17 protein-coding genes are annotated in these 20404 nt (G+C 46.9%); 10 read left to right on the top strand and 7 right to left on the bottom strand.

The features are described 5' to 3' along the window. Positions 1–445: 445 nt before the first annotated feature. The gene (locus ACO6V1_RS16140) at positions 446–1318 is read right to left on the bottom strand and encodes a hypothetical protein (RefSeq protein WP_422467644.1); all 873 of its coding nucleotides are present in this window, start codon (positions 1316–1318) and stop codon (positions 446–448) included. A gap of 445 nt (positions 1319–1763) precedes the next feature. Between ACO6V1_RS16140 and ACO6V1_RS16135 the strand changes: the two genes are divergently transcribed. After that, positions 1764–1964 (top strand): hypothetical protein, encoded by a 201-nt coding sequence (locus tag ACO6V1_RS16135; protein ID WP_422467642.1) that lies wholly within the window; start codon positions 1764–1766, stop codon positions 1962–1964. Between the two features lie 96 nt (positions 1965–2060). Here the strand turns inward: ACO6V1_RS16135 and ACO6V1_RS16130 are convergent, their stop codons facing one another. Further along, positions 2061–2255: a hypothetical protein gene (locus ACO6V1_RS16130; protein WP_422467640.1), complete on the bottom strand. Its 195-nt coding sequence runs from the start codon at positions 2253–2255 to the stop codon at positions 2061–2063. A 265-nt stretch (positions 2256–2520) separates the two neighbouring features. Between ACO6V1_RS16130 and ACO6V1_RS16125 the strand changes: the two genes are divergently transcribed. Beyond that, positions 2521–4821 (top strand): hypothetical protein, encoded by a 2301-nt coding sequence (locus ACO6V1_RS16125; RefSeq protein WP_422467638.1) that lies wholly within the window; start codon positions 2521–2523, stop codon positions 4819–4821. 674 nt (positions 4822–5495) lie between these two features. Here ACO6V1_RS16125 and ACO6V1_RS16120 read toward each other — a convergent pair. After that, positions 5496–5630: a hypothetical protein gene (locus tag ACO6V1_RS16120; protein ID WP_422467636.1), complete on the bottom strand. Its 135-nt coding sequence runs from the start codon at positions 5628–5630 to the stop codon at positions 5496–5498. A gap of 139 nt (positions 5631–5769) precedes the next feature. On the opposite strand from ACO6V1_RS16120, the gene ACO6V1_RS16115 reads away from it, so the two are divergent. After that, positions 5770–5973 (top strand): hypothetical protein, encoded by a 204-nt coding sequence (locus tag ACO6V1_RS16115; protein WP_422467634.1) that lies wholly within the window; start codon positions 5770–5772, stop codon positions 5971–5973. Between the two features lie 172 nt (positions 5974–6145). Further along, entirely contained in the window at positions 6146–6772 is a 627-nt protein-coding gene (locus tag ACO6V1_RS16110) for a hypothetical protein (RefSeq protein WP_422467632.1), read from the top strand. A gap of 189 nt (positions 6773–6961) precedes the next feature. On the opposite strand, the gene ACO6V1_RS16105 is transcribed toward ACO6V1_RS16110, so the two are convergent. Next, complete coding sequence (locus ACO6V1_RS16105) at positions 6962–8125, bottom strand: ankyrin repeat domain-containing protein (protein WP_422459774.1); 1164 nt, start codon at positions 8123–8125, stop codon at positions 6962–6964. A 114-nt stretch (positions 8126–8239) separates the two neighbouring features. Between ACO6V1_RS16105 and ACO6V1_RS16100 the strand changes: the two genes are divergently transcribed. The 5 genes from ACO6V1_RS16100 (at position 8240) to ACO6V1_RS16080 (ending at position 13783) form a co-directional block, all read left to right on the top strand. Next, positions 8240–10006, top strand: a complete 1767-nt coding sequence (locus ACO6V1_RS16100) for a hypothetical protein (RefSeq protein ID WP_422467630.1) — start codon at positions 8240–8242, stop codon at positions 10004–10006. 229 nt (positions 10007–10235) lie between these two features. Beyond that, a complete protein-coding gene (locus tag ACO6V1_RS16095; protein ID WP_422459777.1) occupies positions 10236–10892 on the top strand; it encodes a hypothetical protein in 657 nt (218 codons plus the stop codon). Positions 10893–11118: 226 nt separating this feature from the next. After that, positions 11119–12012, top strand: a complete 894-nt coding sequence (locus tag ACO6V1_RS16090) for an efflux RND transporter periplasmic adaptor subunit (protein WP_422448140.1) — start codon at positions 11119–11121, stop codon at positions 12010–12012. A 2-nt stretch (positions 12013–12014) separates the two neighbouring features. Further along, the gene (locus ACO6V1_RS16085) at positions 12015–13298 is read left to right on the top strand and encodes an efflux RND transporter permease subunit (RefSeq protein ID WP_422448142.1); all 1284 of its coding nucleotides are present in this window, start codon (positions 12015–12017) and stop codon (positions 13296–13298) included. Continuing rightward, the gene (locus ACO6V1_RS16080; RefSeq protein ID WP_422467628.1) at positions 13295–13783 is read left to right on the top strand and encodes an efflux RND transporter permease subunit; all 489 of its coding nucleotides are present in this window, start codon (positions 13295–13297) and stop codon (positions 13781–13783) included. Before ACO6V1_RS16085 ends, ACO6V1_RS16080 begins: the two co-directional genes overlap by 4 nt. A 104-nt stretch (positions 13784–13887) precedes the next feature. On the opposite strand, the gene ACO6V1_RS16075 is transcribed toward ACO6V1_RS16080, so the two are convergent. The 3 genes from ACO6V1_RS16075 to ACO6V1_RS16065 form a co-directional block, all read right to left on the bottom strand. Then, a complete protein-coding gene (locus ACO6V1_RS16075) occupies positions 13888–15948 on the bottom strand; it encodes an AarF/UbiB family protein (protein ID WP_422467626.1) in 2061 nt (686 codons plus the stop codon). 443 nt (positions 15949–16391) lie between these two features. Next, a complete protein-coding gene (locus tag ACO6V1_RS16070; RefSeq protein ID WP_422467624.1) occupies positions 16392–17441 on the bottom strand; it encodes a potassium channel family protein in 1050 nt (349 codons plus the stop codon). A 288-nt stretch (positions 17442–17729) separates the two neighbouring features. Next, positions 17730–18686, bottom strand: a complete 957-nt coding sequence (locus ACO6V1_RS16065) for a hypothetical protein (protein ID WP_422467622.1) — start codon at positions 18684–18686, stop codon at positions 17730–17732. A 473-nt stretch (positions 18687–19159) separates the two neighbouring features. Here ACO6V1_RS16065 and ACO6V1_RS16060 point away from each other — a divergent pair, with 473 nt between their 5' ends. After that, entirely contained in the window at positions 19160–20374 is a 1215-nt protein-coding gene (locus tag ACO6V1_RS16060; RefSeq protein ID WP_422448152.1) for a multidrug effflux MFS transporter, read from the top strand. The last annotated feature ends 30 nt before the right edge of the window (positions 20375–20404 follow it).

The raw sequence follows: 20404 nt of genomic DNA, 5'->3' as shown, positions 1-20404 counted from the left end.
GCGGACGTACTTTCCATCGCCAGGCAAAAGGGCCATCATAAGGTGGTTCAGTTCCTGCAACAACAGCTTAATGCCAACCCTGCAGGAAGCCCTGAGGGCGATGAGTCAATGAATGAGTGAAATGTAAGATGGTGCTGATGAGACAAAAACTCATGTTATTGAATAGAAATTAACACTTCAGTTTCTTCATTAGCCACAGAATCACCTGGATAAAATTGTTGCTGAAAATAATCTCTCAGGATTGGCAAACCATACAACGGAATTATTGAACCCACTAACAACAAAAATGAACGACTTGAAAGCAATTCAAGAAAAGCTTCAGGTATTGCCTCAAGACACAACTTCAAGAAATCAGTCTCAGTCAGAACTGCACTTGCATACTCATAAGAAATGCCGAATTCATTGGCAAGTTCAATAACAACCAGGTTGACCTGACCTTTTCCCGTCAGTGGTAAATCACCTGAGTTTTAGCTGAATTGACTGACTGACGATACTGCTTTTTGCGCTCCCTTTGACGCTTGGCGTAAGCGGGATCTTTGCGACGCTCCCTTTGGCGTTCCCTTTCGCGCTCGGCGTAAGCGGGATCTCTGCGAAGCGCCCTTTGGCGCTCCCTTTGGCGCTCGGCGTAAGCGGGATCTTTGCGAAGCTCCTTTTGGCGCTCCCTATGGTACTCCCTTAGGCGCTCGGCGTAAGCGGGATCTTTGCGAAGCTCCCTTTGGCGCTCCCTTTGGCGCTCGGCGTAAGCGGAATCTGTCTGGTAGCGCTCCCTTCTGCGCTCCCTTTCGCGCTCAGCGTAAGCGGGGTCTTTGCGAAGCTCCCTTTTGCGCTCCCTTTGGCGCTCCCTTTCGCGCTCGGCGTAAGCGGGATCTTTGCGAAGCTCCCTTTGGCGCTCCCTTTGGCGCTCCCTTTGGCGCTCCCTTTGGCGCTCAGCGTAAACGGGATCTTTGCGAAGCTCCCTTTGGCATTCAATATGTGAAGAATTTTCATCAATAGCTTCTTCGGCTTGAATCGCAGGAGATATATATTGTTGAAGATGTTCACTTTTCAATCGTGGGGTAATAATCGCAATCGACGCTGTGGATTTAGAGAAATTACCAATGCCATCTTGATCAGGAATTTGAATAGGTGGATTAAGTTTAGTATCAACATCTGTCGAGTTTTGCGAGGTTGATTGAACACCCTTTGTAAAGGAGTATATTGAAAAAGTATTATTTTCAGGGTCATATTCTGCAACCTGATAATTTTTCAGTGGTATAGCTACTGGAATTGCAGGAGAACCTTCATAGGCAGTTTGATTTTGTACAGCGAAATCTTTCAAGCATTTTTTTTCAGGATTTAAATACCCTTCATTATTTGAACTTGTAGATCGGTCAGTCATGTCATGGTTAGTTACAGGTTGTCCAACTTCTGTAACCATTCTGGAGAAAGCCTGACCTGTTGCACCAGATTCAGCTAAAGGCATGCCCTGAATATTAGAAAGGCCATTAGAGGCTGGACCTAATTGAGAAGAAGTTGGTCTATCCATTGAATTAATGAATTATCGAATTAAAACTTAAGACCATGCTTTCTTATAAAAGTTCCTACCTTTCACCACTCATTCACTATTTATTTATGTCAACCAAGGAAGCTGGGGGTCAGAAAGCCGGGGGGCAGGTCTTTCTTATTGACGCAAAGCCAGGGAAGCCGAAACTGGCTTAGGCCTTTCTTTTGAATGGATTCAAGACCTAATAACATGGCCCGCCCCACTCCCAAAATGGCTTCAAATGAGCAAAGATAGAATGAGTTTTGCGGAACATCATTCAGAATATGAAACGGAGCGAACCACGGGCACGCAAAACAAATCAGGAACTAATCAAAAAGGTCAGGTAGCTTTCCTCGGAATTGATCTGAGTAAAAAGAGTTTCCAGCTACATGGTGTTGATGCCAAAGGTCATGTGGTTATCAAAAAGAAACTTACATCGTAAAGCACTCTTGCCCTTTATAATAACACGCTCTTTTGAGCAACCAACCACCACGTTCGTTATCCCTGCCCACCGAATCTGGTGAGATCGTCTCGCTATTCAACGCAGGTGCCTCAAGCAGCATGCCACTTTGAAGTGCGCTATCCCAAGTTTGCCTTTCGAGCTATCCGGGAAAGCTGTAACCACCTCATCCGGTGTGATCCATCGGCCTTTCAACGGCAGGCCCCTCAGGCAACACTCCGCTTTGAAACGCGCTACCCCCAGTTTGCCTTCCGGACTATCCGGGAAAGCCACAAACACAGTTTCCGGCGAGGCATGCAGGCCAAAAATGGGGGGCCTATTTCCTGTCCTGTTCCTGCTTAGGTGTCCTATTTCCTGCGCAGGTTAATCCTGCTCCTCTACTACTTGTCAAGATTCCACAAATAATAAATCAGTTTTGATGTTATACATCAGATTCGTCGACATATTATATTCTGTGAGCACGGATTTTACTGACGAGACTATTTTTTTGACAGGCTCCTATTTTTTTGACAGGCTCCTATTGATTTGGTGAATAATTATGATCTCCTCGAAGTGTAATTTATTTCATTCTGAATATGCATCCTCAGTTACCGGGGATAGTACGTCTGAAACGCTTGACACTCCTTCACAAAGAAAAGGAGTTCCAGCTCATCCTGCTTCTGATAGTCTTTCAACGCGTACTGTAGAGCCTGAAGTTACTACTAATCACCTTGGCTCTCCAGGCTTTAGCTCTATTTTTTTTGATGCCAGATCTCAGGAATATCTCCTTCTTGTAAAAGCTATTCGTGTTTTGGAAAAAGGTCCGACGTTTAATGATGAAAAAATTGGTTCTGTTTCCAGAAAAAAAATGACCGTTTCTCAACTTAGGCAAATAAAGAATGACTTAAAAGTTGAAAATCTTTTTAAGTTAAGACAGCTGGAGCTTATTACAAACAAGCTCTTTTCTCTTACATTAGATTCTAAAGAAGAAATAAGACAACAAGACATTGCTAGTCTTCTTGAGATATTGTCTGATTTTTACAGCCCTGATAATTTTATAAATTGCATGTTATGTATTATGCAAAAAGTGTATGGAGAACATTTTAAAGCCATGAACGTATGCAGGGTTACGCCCATCACGGCTGCGCTACTCAACAAGGCTCAATCTATGAAATTACCAATAACTGTTGCCGCCAAGCATGAGATTGGAGAAATTGTCGAGCTAATTTTCAGGATTATACTTAGCAAGGACGATATGGGGAAGATATCATCTTTCCCACAATGGTATTCAATTTGGGAATCGTATTTTACGTTAAATATTATCTGCAGCTGCATTAATGTTGATGGCAGTCATTATTGTGCACCCTACTTTAGCCCGGAGCTACCGGTAAAAGTAGCTTTGAAATGTTTTGGTCAATTGCCACACTTAAGTGAAAGGGAAAAAGAATTTCTGCTGATGAAAACCTATGGGGGTAAGCTTGATGTAATCAAGATTCAGACGTTACATTTCAATTTGCTGATCGGAAAAGAGGTTAACACGGAACTGGTGATTTCCTACGTAAAAGAGAGTTGTCAGATATTTCAACATAAGTCAGTCATTAGTGTTTCTGATGATTTTGAGCGTTATGGGCTGTTGCAGTTGTTGCATACTGCAACAGTTTGTGTATTGGAAAAATCTGAGCACGATGCACGACGATTAATTGAATGTTACGAATACTTTTCCTTTCTGCAGCCTTCAGCAGGTGTATTGAAAAACTATATGCAGGCCAGGTGTGAAGAAATATACGGTGCTGTTGATACAGCCAGCTCTATTTATCAGTCCCTGGTCAGTGGAGAAAATCAAGTTCCGGTATTTGAAGAATTGATTCGTTGCCTGGAAAAAATGGGTGATAACGAGGCGGTATATAATGCCTGTATAAATGCTGCGGATTATTACAGAGATAAAGGTATTAAATGGAGAGAAGAGTTCTATGAGCACAAGGCTGTTGCTACGATGATGCTCATGACCAGGATGGATGATCTTAAGAACGTTGATCAATCTCCAGGGCAAGATGAGGTGGATGTCAGTGTTGATATTCAACCACAAGCTAAAGTCGGCCGCAGTAAACCGCAGCAAGGTAATAGAAAAAACAGACTTAAACGGGGGGCAGACGCTCGTACAACGGGCTCTCGACGTAGAGAAAAAACAGAACCTGCTCAATCCTGCCATCCACCTTGCCCAGCAATAAAACTCAAACAAGACACTGCTCATGCTGTGCATTCACGGGCAGTGAAAACCGGTTCTTCAGAGCCCGCAAGCAAAAACAATGAGCGGGATTACTGGAGAGAGTTGAATGAGCTATTTTTGGATTATTATCACGTTCCTCATAAATACCGGGATGCTGTCGAGCGTCTTTCATTGGAAGCCTGTCAGTTTTTTCCAAATGATATATGGATTCTTCATTCTGCGGGTTGGGGCTTTCATCTTATTGGCGATGAAAAAAAAGCCGCTGAGCTGCTATTGAAAGGTCTGCGCCATTATCTGAACCGTGATTACCCTGAGGTGAAAAGCTTTATACCTGTTGATATCTATGGCAGCTTTGAAGCAGCCCTGGATAAACTCAAGGTTCACCCTGACATCATGCCTGGCTCATCCGCAGGCCTCAATGTGGCCGCTTATTTAAGCTCTCTGGCGTATGTTTATCGGAATTTTGATAATCATTATGATGCGCAGATGCGTTCTTTGGCTAATTGGTTGAACCCCGCCAGGGAGGCCCGTAAAAAAGAAAAACTGCAGTTAGCTTTTACGCCAAAGGTAAATGTAATTACTGCGGAAGTTGGCCAAATTATCAGAAAGAGTATGGTTTTTGACCGTGTCTAACTCGCTTAACCCTTCCAGAAAGCAGGCGCAAAAAGCACAAGGTCGGTAATAACCTCAAGGTGGCTGTCCGAGAATAGACTGCACTAAGCGGCAACTGCTCCTGTGTTGCTCCGGCTCCTGCATCCATGTAGTGGCAGAAAATTGGTCTAAAAATTCCGTTTTGTAAAAGCTGGGCGTCAGGTCTTTCTTCTTGACGCAAACCCAGGGAAGCCGAAACTGCCTTAGGTCTTTCTTTTGAATGGATTCAAGACCTAACGGAATCGTCCGCCCCGCTCCCAAAACCACTTCAAATGAGCCAAGATAGAATGAGTTTTGCGGAACATCATTCAGAATAAGAAACGGAGTGAACCACGGGCACGCAAAACAAATCAGGAACTAATCAAAAAGGTCAGGTAGCTTTCCTCGGAATTGATCTGAGTAAAAAGAGTTTCCAGCTACATGGTGTTGATGCCAAAAATCATGTGGTTATCAAAAAGAAACTTACATCGCAAAGCACTCTTGCCCTTTATAAAAACACGCTCTCTCGAGCAACCAACCACCGCGTTCGTTGTTCCTGCCCACCGAATCTGGTGAGATCGTCTCGCTATTCAACGGCAGTAACCGGTGACCATGCAATGGCCCTAAGATTAAAGAAGCACCAAGGATGCATGAAGGTTATTTTTTACGACCTAACTCTAACCGGAATCAATATCCCCCACCCCGATACCCGCCGTTGCCTCCTTGCCCGAGGCTAACACGGTACAATTCAGCGCGGTGGTGTTGGTAATCGTTTCCGATACAGCGCTAAGTAGCTGGCCATATGGAATCATATATTTCTGGCTACTTGGGCAGGTGCTATGCGAGGCACAACGGAGGGAGCATAGCCATAGCTATGTGACCGGAGTTGTAACGAAGCAGAGTGCCTGAACAAGGAGTCAGAAATATATGATTCCATATGGTTAGCTACTTATGTCTGATCAGGCCCGCCCCGATGCCTGCGCCCCCACCAGAACCTGTGGATTCCACATGACAGTTCACGGCTGTGGTGTTGGCAACAGTGGCCAGGTCAAGGAGAACCCGCCCGGCACCGACGCCTGCCCTGCCACCTTGACCGGAGGCTACAACAGAAGAGTTCACTGCGGTGGTGTCGACAACCGCACCAGCAACAGATAGAAAGAGACTGGGCAAGAGACAATAAGCAAAAAGCCCCGGAGCAAAAATGCTCAACAAACGGCAAGTGTAGTCAGGCTTATGGCATGAGCAATAATGATTTGAATTTTATCCATGAGTTTGTGAACTTTCATTGTAAAAAAATACTCATAAGAAAAAACACGAGGAACTTACTATGAATTTATCTACTGTTAAGCCCAGTGATTTAACCACATCAAATACTGCTGCTTTCATTTCAGAGCAATCCTCAACAAGCGAAAATTATCATTCATCACAAATATTTATACCAAAGGGTGATCAGCCATTTGATTTGCAAAGATTGCTTTCTAGCAGGAAAGTAATAAAAAATGATTCCACAGCTGAGTTGAGCATTAAACTTTTTGGCAAGAATTTTTTATCAGGGATCACAGTGTTTTCAGATAAACCTGAAAATGCTTTTTGGACATCTACTCTAAAAAAAGAAACCACAACCGGAAAAAATACAACTGCCTGGATAGAGTGGTGTAGAGTAAACCCTTCGAATTCCTTTTTAGGAAAAACTGCAGCTCAATTTCAGGTTTTAGAAACAGCAAATATATTCCATATTGACTCAAATGAAAAATATAAATGCTTATTAAAAGAATATCCTCATCCAGTAGTTCATAATTATGTAGACTGGGAACGTGTGGCCATTAATTTTGATGCTGTACATTGTACACAAGATTTTCGTATTCCCAGTTGGGATTGTGAATCAACAGCATGGTTCAATAAAGATAAATTAGTATTCCTGAAATCCCTGAATTCACAAGAAATTGACTTGTAATATGGCATCTGGAAAAGCTGGGGGCATTCTTCCTGACGAAAAAACCAGGTAAACAGAAACTGGCTTTGATCTTTCTTTTGAATGGATTAAAGCTTCAAGACCCGTTACTGGCTCCCAGCTCCAGAGTCAACCTCGGCCAGACTCTATTAGCACTGCAACAGCAGTGATGGTGTCAGACCTACCATATTGCTAATCAAAAATAAGGTTTCCCATCAAAGGCGCATACACATAGTCTTTGAGCTGTGGCTTATCCACCGGCAGCAGCGGCAGCAGCGGCTTCAGCGGCAGCATCGGCACCGATTTCGACAACGGTTGTCCCGTTTCTTTACTGTGTGCAACCAGGCGCGAGCGGATAGAGGCCCGGGCGCAGACCTGAAGTGATTGGGGTTGAAAATTATCTGGCTCATTATTCCGATTGATGTTGTCAAACCTGCCAGTCTCGGCCAACAGGACTTTCAAGTTGCGAATTCTGCCCTTGGCAAAATTCAGCGGTGTACACCTATTCCAGGCTCGCGCCTTACAGTTGGCACCCTCAGCCACCAATAGTTGTACTTTCTTGCCCGAACCACTTTTTGCTGCCAAATGTAACGGGGTCCATTGTGTGCAGTTGTCTTGCCTGACTTCAAGGTTAGCCCCCTCGGACAAAAGCAGCTTCAGATAATTCAAGTCGAAACAGTGTTCGCTAGCCGCATGGTGCAATGATGTCAGTTTATATTTATCAGCTGCATCAATATTGGCACCGGCAGCCAGAAGCACCTTGAATACCTCCAGTGTATCGTTTATGGAGATCGAATAAATTAGTGGCGTTGCTTTATTCATATCCCTGGCATCAATATCGGCTCCCCGGGCCAGAAGCTCTTTCGCAACCTCCCCGCTACCGGCTCTGTGCAGCGGAGTCCGGCCTGAATCAGAGCGGGCATTAACGCAGGCACCTGCATCGAGAAATACCTTTAACATCTCCAGATCGGCTTTAGAACAAGCCTGGAACAGTGGCGTGTTTCCGCAATTATCCCTGGCCTCAATATCAGCTCCCCAAGCCAGAAGCTGGTGCACAGTCTCCCCGCTACGGGCTCTATGCAACGGAGTTTGACCTGAAGGATTGCGGACATTCACGCTGGCACCCGCAGCCAGAAGACAGTTGAGAACTTCCGGTTTTTCCGAAGTTACCGCCAGAAACAGCGGAGTTTCGCCATACCGGCCCCTGGACTCAATATCAGCCCCCTGTTCCAACAATGTCTTCATCGATGCCAGGTCACCATCCTCGGCTGCCTTGAGCAGATTTTTATCGTCCGGGGACAGTTTCTTTGTTGCGCCCATCAAGACATTTTCAACGTCTCTCAACAGTGTAATCATAACTACTTCCAAATGGATTATCTCAGACAATCGTCGATAACCATGCAAACTGCCTTAACGGATATGGCAAACAGGTAACAGGTTGCAGATCAGGCACAAGGGGACTGGATCTTTATGCCACAAATCAACAATTCTACCACTCAACACATCGTCCAGCCCGGCATCCATAAGTCTGACGACAATGACAAACAGCACAAAAAAGCCGACACAGCAAGATTCGACGATCGTCAGATATCGGTCCATGAACCGACTGAGTCTGTATCGGTATGGGCTACACAAATCGCAAAGGCCGCAAAGGCCGCAAAGGCCGCAAAAGCTTTTGTGATCTCAAAGGTGCCGGGGTTTCTCCTCCGGCAGAGGAAAGTCGAAATCACCACCCCCGTAAGCAGTCCGAAAGTACAGCAACCTGATAAACAACAGGGATCCGGTCACCAAATACGCCCTGAACGGCCACTGCCAAAGCCACCGGGTGACAATAGTGACACCCCCACCTCTCATACCGTGTCGAATAATAGCAGGCCGCTACCACCACCGCCCGGTAAACATAACCAACCATCCTCGGAAAAACCCAGAAGGCCGCTGCCACTACTTGTCCAACATAGTGAGCAGACGCCAATGAAAAGCAATCGTCAGCGACTGCCTCCTCTTAAGCAATACAAAAGACCATTACCGGAGCTGCCGGTTGACAATAGCGGTCAGATGCCCGATGAAAGCCTGACCATGGTCACTACCAGATCTGGCAATACCCTGCCCACAGCGACCACGGAGACATGGCAAGCCGCTGAGTCAACCGGTGTTGACACCCTGTATCAGGATATCAGGGAGCAGTATGCTGGCCAGCTGGCAGACCTCGAAGGTACCAATGATTCCGGGTACCAGACGCAGACTATGGAATCGGTAATAGCAGCAGAGGAATCGCTGGGCACAACAGAGCTTAACTCATTGCGAAAAGACAAATATAACTCCGGACAGATCGGGCTGAAAAATATCGAACTAAATCCGACCAGAGAAGCGCTTGATGAGTTGGAAGATCTCAAAACGCAATGGCAAAAGGCAAAAACGGCAATAACAGAATGGCGGCAGAAAAAAGGGGATATGGGTAAACAGTCCCCTGCCGACCAGAGGAAATTCGCAGCGCTTGCCAGGGCCGAAGCAGCTGCAGGCCAGAAGTTCCGTATCGAGCTCCATTTATTTCTGACACAGTGCCGCAGCAAAGAGTGGCGGGACAGCGCTGCTGACTTGAGCATAGACGCCTTTTATAAACTGCAAACCATCATTCAGGCATCACCGCTGAACAATGAAGAGAAATACAGGCATGAAAGTGTGGTAGCAACCGTTGCTCTCTTCGAACAACAACAGCTGCCCGGCTATAAGAAGAAGACGAGAAAGAAGAAGCTGAACGATGCACTGCTACGGCTGGATAGTTGTGAAAAGCTGCTATTGAACAATAACGCGTTGGACAACACTAAGAAGCTGGAACTGTTTGGTAGTTTACATACCAGAATCGTCCGTCATTTTGCCGTTGAGGAGCCCTGGCAAGACCAGAAAGTCAGGCTCGACATGGGTAAGGGCGATCTTCTTGCCTTTCAGCTCTTATTACAACACTCAAAAACAGGCGGCAGTGGCAAACATCCAGACCCGGATAACAGCGAGAAACGACAGTTACTGGAGGATTTCGTGACCAGGAAAAGCGAGGCCCTTGATCGGCTGCAGACCGTCAGGAAAACCTACGATGAGCTTGATGCTGTTAATGAAGACACATGGGAAGACTATGGAGAACTCCTTGAGCTTGCCGACGAAGAGCGTAGCCTGACAACACAGGTAGGTCGCTGGACAGAAGAAAAAATAGCAGCAGCGCAGAAAATGATCCAAAGGGAGTAAAAATCAGGGTAAAAATGAAGGACCTTCCCCCCCCCTGCTTTCCCACTTTTTTTGACCCCGGTTTTCTTCCTTCAAAAATCCAGACCTGAACCCTGCTTTTTCTGCTTTTCTGCTTTTCTGCTTTTCTGCTTTTCTGCTTTTCTGCTTTTCATAATTTGAATTTTATCCATGACTTTTTGAACTTTCATTGTGAATAAACACTCATAAACGTAAACACAAGGAACTTACTATGAATTTATCTCCTGCGAAGTCTAGTGAGCTAACCAGTTTACATAGTGCGGCTTTCCTTTCAGAGCCATCCTCAATATATGATAATTATCATTCAGCACAAGTATTCATACCAAGACGTGATCAGCAGTTTGATATGCAACGATTGCTTTCTAGCAGGAAGGTAGTAAAAAATGACCCCAGTATTCAGTTTAACTCCGAACCTCTGGGTAAGAATTTTCCACTATGGCTAAGATTGCCGAGAGATAAACCTGAAAATACTTTTTGGACAAGTACTCTAAAAAAAGAAACTGCAACCGAGGAAACTGCAACCGAAGAAACCAAAACCGAAAAAAACACAACTGCCTGGATAGAGTGGTGTAGAAATAACGGTATGCACATTTTCTTAGGCAAAACTGCGGCTCAATTTCAGGTTTCAGATACAGCAAATATATTTCATATTGACTCATACGAAAAGTATGAACACTTATTAAAAGAATACACTCATTCAGAAAATGATAATTATATAGATTGGGAACGTGTGGCCATTGATTTTGATGCTGTACATTGTACACAAGACTTTGATCTTCCCGGATGGAGTTGTGAATCAACAGCATGGTTTAATAGAGATAAATTAGTATTTCTGAAATCCCTGAATTCACAGGAAATTGACTTGTAATGCGGAATCTGAAAGAGCTGGGGGCAGTCTTCCTGACGCAAAAACCAGGGCAGCCGAAACTGACGTTGGTCTTTCTTTTGAATGGACTCAAAATTACGAAAAGTTATCGTAATCGTCAGGGTATCATCGAACCTTTTAGCGATATAATCCCCCCATTAATGAATTCAGTCAGACTTCCGCCAAATTCTGATGTCCCTTATTCCCACAGGCAGGAGACCTCCGGGTCATGACAGCAAACTCTCTCTTCACCCAACCGGGGTTGGTATTGGCTCGGGCAGCGACCACCAAATCCCGGGCAATCCTGCTGGTTGCCCTGACCTGCCTGGCAGCTTTTTCCCAGGTCGCTTCCGCTACAGCGGCAAAAAGCCAGGCTCCTACGGTAACGGCCTTTCCAGTGACGGCCACCACATTGCAACAGAATCTGATGGCGCTGGGAAACCTGAAAGCCAACCAGTCCGTTGACATTGCCCCGCAAATCAATGGCCGTATTGTTGCCCTGCATCTGCGCGATGGTGTGAATGTCAAATCAGGACAGCTGCTGGTTGAACTGGATGACCGTGAGCAGGAGGCAATCACCGCCCAGGCGCGAATTGCCTTTGAGGATGCCCAGCGGCAACTGGACTATATGGAAGCTTTGATCAACAGCAAAGGGTCCCGTATTTCAGCTACCACCGATGCCTGGCCCGGAAAAACCTTTACCGGCACCATCAACAGCATTAACCCCCGGATTGACCCGGTCAATCTGTCCTTTCAGGTCAGGGCCCTGCTGGATAACCCTGAGTCACAGCTTCTCCCGGGTATGCTGATGCGTACCTCTATTGAGCGCCCGAACCAGCAACAACGATTAGTTGTGCCTTCCCGCAGCATCCTGTATGACGGTAACCGCCGTTATGTGTTTGTGATTGATGAGCAAAACCGGGTGGAACGCAGGACCATTACCACCGGGCAAACCATTGATCAGTTCATCGTTGTCGTATCCGGACTGGTGGAAGGCGAGCGGGTAGTGAATGAAGGTGCGGTAAAAGTCACCGATGTCCGCCGGGTAACTGTGCTTGAGAAAGAACCGTCTGTTCTCTCTGCCAACCCGGTCACACATGCCGCTGCCAATGGATTGCTGTAACCATGATACTGTCTGATTTATCCATCAAACGACCGGTATTTGCCACTGTCGTCAGTCTGCTGCTGATTACCTTCGGGGTTATCTGTTTCCAGATGTTACCGGTTCGGGAGCTGCCGGATATTACCCCACCGACGGTGATGGTGTATACCGGCTATGCCGGGGCTTCTGCCGAGGTTATTGAAAGCAAGATCACCAATGTCATTGAGGACCAGCTCGGTGGTATTGAAGGGGTGCGCTTTATTGAAAGCACCAGCCGTAATGGGACGTCCCGGATTAATATCGAGTTTTCTCCCGACCGGGATATGGAAACGGCAGCCAATGATGTCCGGGAAGCCATGTCACGGGTTATCTGGCGTCTGCCGGATGAAGCCGAGTCACCCATTGTCTGGAAGAACGATGGCAGTGGCGAAACCATTCTCAATGTCAGCCTGCAAAGTGACACCATGTCTTTGATTGTACTCACTGACTATGCGCAACGCACCTTGCAGGACCGGCTTTCCCTGGTCGATGGCGTCAGCTCCGTTGACCTTATGGGTGCCCGGGAATATGTCATGCGCATTGAACTGGATGCCCGGGCCATGGCGGCCCGGCAAATCACCACCAGCGATGTCCGCAGCGCCCTGCGTCGTGACAATGTCGAGCTGCCTGCCGGTGAATTAACCGACAGTTTGAGAACCTTGCCCGTCCGGTTAAACCGTGACTACAACACCATTGACGATTTCCGTCGTCTGCTGATTCGTCAGGAGGGCAGCCGCAGAGTCTATCTTGCAGATATTGCCTCCATCCGTACCGAGGCCAAAGAGATCGAGACACTGGCAAAAGCCAATGGCCGGAACGTATTGAGCCTTGGCATTGTGCCACTTTCCCAGGCTAACCCGCTGGAAGTGATTCAGAACGTGAAAGATGAGATCGATGCATTCACCCCTTTCCTGCCGGAAGGCACCTATATGACCACCACGCGGGACTCTTCCATTTATATCCAGTCCGCCATTGATGAGGTGTATGCCACCCTGGCCATGACGATTGCCCTGGTGGTGCTGGTGCTTTATATCTTTCTTGGCAATGTGCGGGCCACCCTGATCCCGGCCGTTACGGTACCAGTGTCGCTGATCAGTGCGTTTATCGTTATCCACCTGCTGGGCTACTCCATCAACCTGCTGACGCTGCTGGTGCTGGCCATTGGTCTGGTGGTGGATGATGCGATTGTGGTGCTGGAAAATATCCACCAGCATCTGGAGCGTGGCGAACCGCCCCTGTCGCCGCCTGGAAAGGTGCCCGGGAGGTGAGCTTTGCCGTGGTGGCAACCACGGTGGTTCTGGTGATGACCTTCGTGCCCATCATATTTATGGAAGGCTCTGTTGGCCAACTGTTCTCGGAATACGCCATGACCCTGAATATTTTCAGCCAGCTGGCGATGATCATGCTGATCGGATTATCGGCCAAGAATGGCATTTTGATTGTGGAGTTTATCAACCAGCTTCGGGATCAGGGGTGGACCTTTAACGAGGCAGTACTTGAAGCATCAGCGTTGCGGCTGCGCCCTATTCTGATGACCGCTCTTACCACGGTGGTTGGTGCCAATCCTCTGCTGCTGGCCTCAGGGGCCGGTTCAGCGTTCCGGTTCTCTATCGGGGTCGTGGTTTTTGCCGGTGTTACCGTCTCCAGCCTGTTAACCCTGTTTGTGGTGCCAGCCATGTACTCATTGATGGCCAGAAGAACCACCTCTCCGGATCATGTGTCAAGACAACTGGAGAAGCTACTGACTCAATAACTCTTTCGCTGTCTCAGGCCGGGAAGTTACTCAGGCTAATACCGGTTGCCGAATTATCGGTTACCGGTTAAGCCTGATAACTCCGGGTTTGCTGCCAATTAACTCTAACCTGGCACCGGTGGTGGATATGCAGTGCTGGACCCAGCATGACTGTGCGTCTGTTCGGGATGAGCAGGCGGCATCTGCATCTGCCATTGCCGAATTAATTCATCAACCTCACGTCTGAATTCATCAGGTGGTAAGTGTATTTTTGAGAGTAATTGAGACGCTGCATATTCCAATTGCTCATCAGTTGCTGGAATGGTGCTCATTAGTTCAATCAGCTGTTGACGTAATTCTGGAAGCTGCCGTATCAGCATCAGCAGAGCATTTTGACCAGCAATGTTTCCGGGAGGCACACTTGAACTGGCATCACTGCCCAGCAGTTTGATCAATGAAGGCACCATTCTGTCCAGCGACCTTCTTGCTTCATCGGTCATAGTGGTCTGGGAGTTAATTAATATCTTGGCCCTGAACAACGCTACAGTTTCTTTTGGCATCTTCACATGACACTTATAGGCTCTGTTAAACAGGTCAATGACTTTTTGATCAATCTTGCCCTCTCCACGATAGGGCATCAGATTCAGGACCTCCTGCTTCAGCTTACCCCAATTTACTTTATCAGGTTCATACTCACTCAAAGCTTGCATACATTGAACTACCTGATCTGCATAGTGACTTCTCCTGGCTACACCGGACTCTTCACGGAGTTGCTCCATCGCGCCAAGAATGGTATAGGTGGCTTTTACCGCATCCCTCGAGACTTTTTGAGCATTACCCAGATCAATAAAGTAAATGTTCAGTCTGCCATCCTCAACGTTAACCATGACATTACCATCATGCATATCCGCATTAAAAAATCCCGTTTGGGCATAACAGTAAAACCAGTGTTGGAATGCCAGTTTTTTCAGACTGAACCTGAAGGCGAGTAGATGATCGTCCGATATATTCGTCTCATCGATATTAAATAACTTTGCCGCAAGACTCCGAAGTTTTGGCTGGTCATTTTCAGTTAACGTAACCCCATCAATTTTTTCCATGCCCAGGGCATGGGGAGAGGCAGTATTACCATCAACGGCCGGAACTTTAAAATTAACCGGAAGCTGTAGCAAAACCGTACCAGTGACAGGATGCTGGATAGTGAACCCAATTGGCCGGGAAGGCAGCTTATATGCATAATCCGGTAATTCGTCTTGCCGAATATCAAATATATGCTGCTGTGCAACGGCCTTGAAAGCAAAATCCTGTTGCCGTGTTCTGTTGGCCTCAGTGATCAGATTCAATTCTTCCTTGACACTGTCAAAGAATGAGAAAATAGCATGTTTGGTCCCTTTACCAATTGAACTCGGTGCAAAGAAGGTAACCAGCCCCAGCACGAACCTGAGAACCCGTAAATCAGAGTAAACCCTGGTTTCACTTGACTCGGAAACGGTCTTGACAATCAGACTCTCTCCGTTTTTCAGGATGATCTCATTGACCTCACCAATTGAACCGGTACCGAGATTACGCCTTTCATTCAATCGCTCCGGGTTGTAATCAATACCCGCTTCATCAAGGCAATGAATCAGCTCTGCCTCGGTCATTGGCTTATTGCTGGTGGCAACGTGAGATAAAGTCCTGGTAAATTGCTCATGGTCATCACCAAAAAGATCTTGGGCAATTGAGGGAGAACTGCATGCAAACTGAATTGCCTTTACCAGAATCCCCCCCCGGGCTTTAGCAGCAGCGTTTTGGAAGCTCTCTATACTGCCACCATGCCAATAGATACTGAAGAGAATCCCCATCATTTTGAACGATCTGAACAGACTGGCAAACCCCTTTTTAATCCTATCACCCAGCCATTCAAGGGAAGATAGAGTACGAGGCTGGCGTCCAACGATGACCTGATCATCAGGCACTTTAGAGGGGTCTTCAGGGTCAAACTGCTGTTCACCCAGGTGTGACTCAGGGGGGACAGCCCTGACAGTGTGACCTGCAGCCATGGGTCCATAAGGTGATTGTTGCGAGGTAAAGGTCGCAGAATGGACACCTTGGGATAATGGATCAACCTGACCAACTGTTGGATGAGAATGAGTCTGATCCGGGATTTCGCTGGCCGACTCAGGGCATGCATTAGCTGGCATCATAACAGAACTCCTTATTGTTATTAGTGGAAACATTACTGTTTAAATTAGAAAAATAAGTGATTAAGCCCAATTGAGAAGTAATCACATAATGATTATTTAGTTATTGAGACCGAATAAAAGATGAAAAGTTCACTATTATTTCTGTTTAAAATACACCAATTACTTAAAAGCATGATTATTCATCAATTAATGCTCTTGATTTGAAAAGATAAAGCCCGGCGAAAACATAGCTCACAAATAAAAACCAAAGTACCAATTAAGAACTCTGGTAAACCTGCAGCATTATCGAAAGAGATTGGTTTTTACTGGCTCAAAAGGTTGGCAAAGGGAGAGAATCATCGAAAAAGGCCAAATTGCGGTATTCATGTTTAATACCGCATGGGTCTCAAGTTCAATGCCAGGAGCCTGACCGAGAATTAGGGTTGATTACCGCAGCGCCGGAACTACAGCTGCTCCCACTGAATTTCATGTCCGTGAATCCGATGAGCAGACAGGTAATAAACAACCTGTCCGGCTGTCACCCGGTCATTGCCGGGCGGATTTAATCTCAGGTTATCTCCGGTGGCAGACCCCGCCACTCCAAGGGCTATGGCTTCGTGATGAATTTTAAAAAACTCCAGCAGTCGACCAAACGTCGTCCCTCCAAAATCTTCAGGCACGCGAACACTGTACTGTGTTGGCCCTGTCAATGTTGATAACAGTTGCTGTTGCACACGAGAAGACCCCGGATCCTGGGCTGAGCGAACCAGCAGTTCCATGGACAAATTACTGTGACACTCTATTTGCGGGCAGTGGGACTGAAGCAGGTGTACCATCTGCTGGCTTTCAAACCAGGCAACAACATGGGCTTTGGTTTTCGTCGCGGCAATACTCAGGCAGGTGGCCAGGGTCTGATCATCGGAGTCACGGAACACGATCACTCTGGCCGCATTGCCAATGCCGGTTCGCTGAATAAACGACGGCTCCGTCAGGCTTTCCCCTCGGGCAAACAAAATCTGGTCAGGAAAAGGATTCTCCATTTCCTGGCTGGTACAGAGCAGTATCTTACGATTCTCACGACGTTTGTCGCCAAAAATCAGTTGCAACATTTTCGGGGTGTGATTTCGCTTCCAGCCAAATATGACAATATGATTATCCAAATCTGAGTAATCCCCTTTGCCCTGCATTCTTCTACTCCATACCCTGAGAAAAAATGATGACAGCTTCCCCAGGCCTCCTGTGAGAAGCACAACGCCACCGGGGAGAATAAACAACGCGGCCAGAACCCGCCCTGAGGCAGTACCCGGACTCAGATCGCCATAGCCGACGGTGGTCGATGTTGTGACATAAAAATAAAACCACTGATCAACAGGCAGAAGCGCCGATTCACCGGCCAGCCACATCAGCGCCCAGGATAAAATAAAGTGGCCCAGCAAAACCATCAGCAAAACCAGCCAGCTCAGTTTCAGAAACTGGTGGTGAAAGAACCGCAAAGTTGATTTCAGAAAACTCAAGTTAACCCTACCATGCATGGTCCAGAAGTCTGATATATCACCAGTGCGTGATAATAACACATATATTCATGACGTTAACTTATAAGATCTGTGATTCAGGCCTTTTCAGGTCCCAGGCCTGTTTGCCAGACAACACCGAATTTTTATCCTCAATTTCTCGCGATCCTCGCTACGGGCAATAGTCCCGTACAGCGTACCAGAGCAACGCAGATGATGGTGTGCTGCACAGGAAAGCCTATTATCTGACACCTGATGTATAACCAGAGACTATGGGTGGAAATTCACCAACTAATCATTAACCCAGGATTGCACTCGCCTGGATAAGTCAGACACGACGGACATAAACCGCGACACTGGCTGGTGGGTATCATAAGAGGGGGTCATAACAATTAGCAATAACCTCTGTTCAACAGGCTTTCCCCAAGGTGGCATTACAACATACTTTTCCCGAGGTTTAGTCGGCTGCTTTTCAGTTTCATCCGGGACATATTTGGCATTAGCGAATCGATGAATAAGATTGCCTGTGTTTGAGTAAACATGGCCAAGGTTTTTATCGAAAGGGTGGTCTTCAGCAGATCCCTTAGTAGCATAATATATTCCAAAACAATCTCTACTCTCTAATTCCGCTGTTGCCAGCCCTCCTCCCGTGTAATAAGGACCACCCTCTTTAACTGAATCATCATTCATTAACATCACGAGGCTATAATCCCCCCTATTACGAAACCATGCAGTTCCGACTAAACCGTCACTGCGGATGTAATTTCGAATGATCCTCAACGCACACAATTCCACAGTCTGACCCTGCAATGAGAATTGCCCGGCCAACACCTCTACACCTTTTATTGCCAGCTCAATCAATGCCTTATCACTGGTCATTAATTGGCGCTCAAAGCTTTTCTGATTAACAATCCGAGAATCAGGAGCAAACTGTACGCGTACTTTGGTTTCTGGATAGCCTTCAGGGATTAAAGAAAAAATACATTGACTGTCTTCAAATCCTCGCCACACTTCTGAACAAAGTCTGGATTTCAGTATTGATTGATATTTATCCTTAACAAAATCATAGCTATCTATATTGATTGCATCGTTGGCCCGTTGCAGAATTCCCGGCTCAAAAACCCGTTGTATAGTCCGGAATGTATCCCCGAATTTAACATCAACCGGTGCAGCTGAAGCTGAACCACCCTCAAGCTCAGAAAGCCTGATTGCTTGCGGTGAATTTGTGTGCGCAGTAGCTGTAATCATTTTTTGAACACCTGATAATTTTGCTCATAAAAATCAACTGATGATCAGTCACCAATTTCAGACCTTATGATCAGGAAATAGTTCAGCCCCGCTGAGTAGTTGTTCAAGAATTCAGTCAATCCGTTTAACAGCCCTTTGCGCTTAAGTAGCTGGCCATATGGAATCATATATTTCTGGCTACTTGGGCAGGTGCTATGCGAGGCACAACGGAGGGAGCATAGCCGTAGCTATGTGACCGGAGTTGTAACGAAGCAGAGTACCTGAACAAGGAGTCAGAAATATATGATTTCATATGGTTAGCTACTTATATCAATCTTGAGTTCCACCGGCAAACCAGCGCAGACATCATAATTAAATTAATGTCTGCTCTATAAACAGCGATCAACATCCTGATAATTGGCATAAACACGGATTGTTGATCAATCGTACCTGTCGCATTATCTCTCTATTTTTCCACTTATCAGCGGACCACCATGCGACACCTGACTCCCGAAAAGCACCCCGCTTTTGTTCTGATTCTTCTGACCCTGTTTGCGGTGGTAGGACCTGTGTCCATTGATATTTTCACCCCCTCACTGCCAGCAATCACCGCGTTTTTCGGCACCACCTCCGCGATCGCTCAATGGAGTGTTGGTTTATTCATGCTGGGTTTTTCCCTGTCGATGCTGATTGTCGGCCCATTGGCTGATCGTTTGGGCCGAAAGAAAACCCTGCTGATGGGTTATTCCCTTTACCTTGCGGCAACAGCAATCACTTTGCTGACGGATAGCATCTATCTGTTCATTGCCGCCCGTTTTGCCCAGGCCGTTTTTGGCTGCTTCGGAACTGCCGTTGCCAGAATGATGGCCCGGGACTATTACCGTGACCAGATGGAAGTGAAAATGCTGGCCTATATTGGCGGCTGCCTGACCATTGCTCCCATGGCAGCACCGATTGTCGGCGGTTATCTGCAGGAGTATGCCGACTGGCAGTACAGCTTTTACGTGATGGCAGCCATGGCGGTGATTGCGATACTGGCACTGACGCTCTTGCCAGAACACAAGCAGGAAACAACCACGGCAACCACATCGAAAAATTCTGTGCTGGCAGGCTATAAAGCGGTGCTGACGGATGCCCGCTACCTGCGCTTTACCATTGCCGCCGGTGCGGCATTTGCCGGAGCCTTTGTGTTTGTTGCCGGAGGCTCCTTTGTGGTTATTGGTCAGTTAGGCATTTCTCCGGCAACCTATGGCTACCTGTTTGCTGTGGCTATTGCCAGCTACCTGTTCAGCGCATCCATGGGCCCTAAACTGACCGCCAACATGAGCCGGACCCAGAGCACCCTGGTCGCTGGTAGCCTGTTGATGATTGGTGCCATGGTTTCCCTGGTGAGCGGTCTGCTGACGGATGGTCAATCCATCACCGGCTATGTTGCGGGTATCGCTATTTATGAACTGGGTCTCGGTCTGTTTATGCCGCTCTGTCAGGCCAGGGCCACTGAACATATGAAAGAGAATATGGGTACCGCAGCGGGCCTGATTTTCTTTATTGAGATGCTGCTGGCAACACTGATCAGTGCACTGATCGGCTTTCTGCCTGAAGCGGGTACCCTGTCGCTGTCAGTGATCACCTTAATCGCAGTTGCCATCTCCGGTGTCTGTCTGATGAAAACCAGCGATGTATCAGCAGTCACTCCACAGGCTGCCTGAATCTGTTGTTATCAAAGCGGGTATGAATCA

This window comes from Endozoicomonas sp. ALC013 (assembly GCF_049310205.1).
Taxonomy (GTDB): Bacteria; Pseudomonadota; Gammaproteobacteria; order Pseudomonadales; family Endozoicomonadaceae; genus Endozoicomonas.
This window is presented reverse-complemented; position numbering and strand designations above follow the sequence as displayed.

What these genes read in the sequence shown, in the direction of transcription:
- ACO6V1_RS16090 (WP_422448140.1), top strand. Translation starts at nt 11,119, where the DNA reads ATGACAGCAAACTCTCTCTTCACCCAACCGGGGTTGGTATTGGCTCGG.
- ACO6V1_RS16075 (WP_422467626.1), bottom strand. Translation starts at nt 15,948, where the DNA reads ATGATGCCAGCTAATGCATGCCCTGAGTCGGCCAGCGAAATCCCGGAT.
- ACO6V1_RS16125 (WP_422467638.1), top strand. Translation starts at nt 2,521, where the DNA reads ATGATCTCCTCGAAGTGTAATTTATTTCATTCTGAATATGCATCCTCA.
- ACO6V1_RS16120 (WP_422467636.1), bottom strand. Translation starts at nt 5,630, where the DNA reads ATGATTCCATATGGCCAGCTACTTAGCGCTGTATCGGAAACGATTACC.
- ACO6V1_RS16100 (WP_422467630.1), top strand. Translation starts at nt 8,240, where the DNA reads ATGCCACAAATCAACAATTCTACCACTCAACACATCGTCCAGCCCGGC.
- ACO6V1_RS16135 (WP_422467642.1), top strand. Translation starts at nt 1,764, where the DNA reads ATGAGCAAAGATAGAATGAGTTTTGCGGAACATCATTCAGAATATGAA.
- ACO6V1_RS16110 (WP_422467632.1), top strand. Translation starts at nt 6,146, where the DNA reads ATGAATTTATCTACTGTTAAGCCCAGTGATTTAACCACATCAAATACT.
- ACO6V1_RS16095 (WP_422459777.1), top strand. Translation starts at nt 10,236, where the DNA reads ATGAATTTATCTCCTGCGAAGTCTAGTGAGCTAACCAGTTTACATAGT.
- ACO6V1_RS16115 (WP_422467634.1), top strand. Translation starts at nt 5,770, where the DNA reads ATGTCTGATCAGGCCCGCCCCGATGCCTGCGCCCCCACCAGAACCTGT.
- ACO6V1_RS16105 (WP_422459774.1), bottom strand. Translation starts at nt 8,125, where the DNA reads ATGATTACACTGTTGAGAGACGTTGAAAATGTCTTGATGGGCGCAACA.
- ACO6V1_RS16085 (WP_422448142.1), top strand. Translation starts at nt 12,015, where the DNA reads ATGATACTGTCTGATTTATCCATCAAACGACCGGTATTTGCCACTGTC.
- ACO6V1_RS16065 (WP_422467622.1), bottom strand. Translation starts at nt 18,686, where the DNA reads ATGATTACAGCTACTGCGCACACAAATTCACCGCAAGCAATCAGGCTT.
- ACO6V1_RS16060 (WP_422448152.1), top strand. Translation starts at nt 19,160, where the DNA reads ATGCGACACCTGACTCCCGAAAAGCACCCCGCTTTTGTTCTGATTCTT.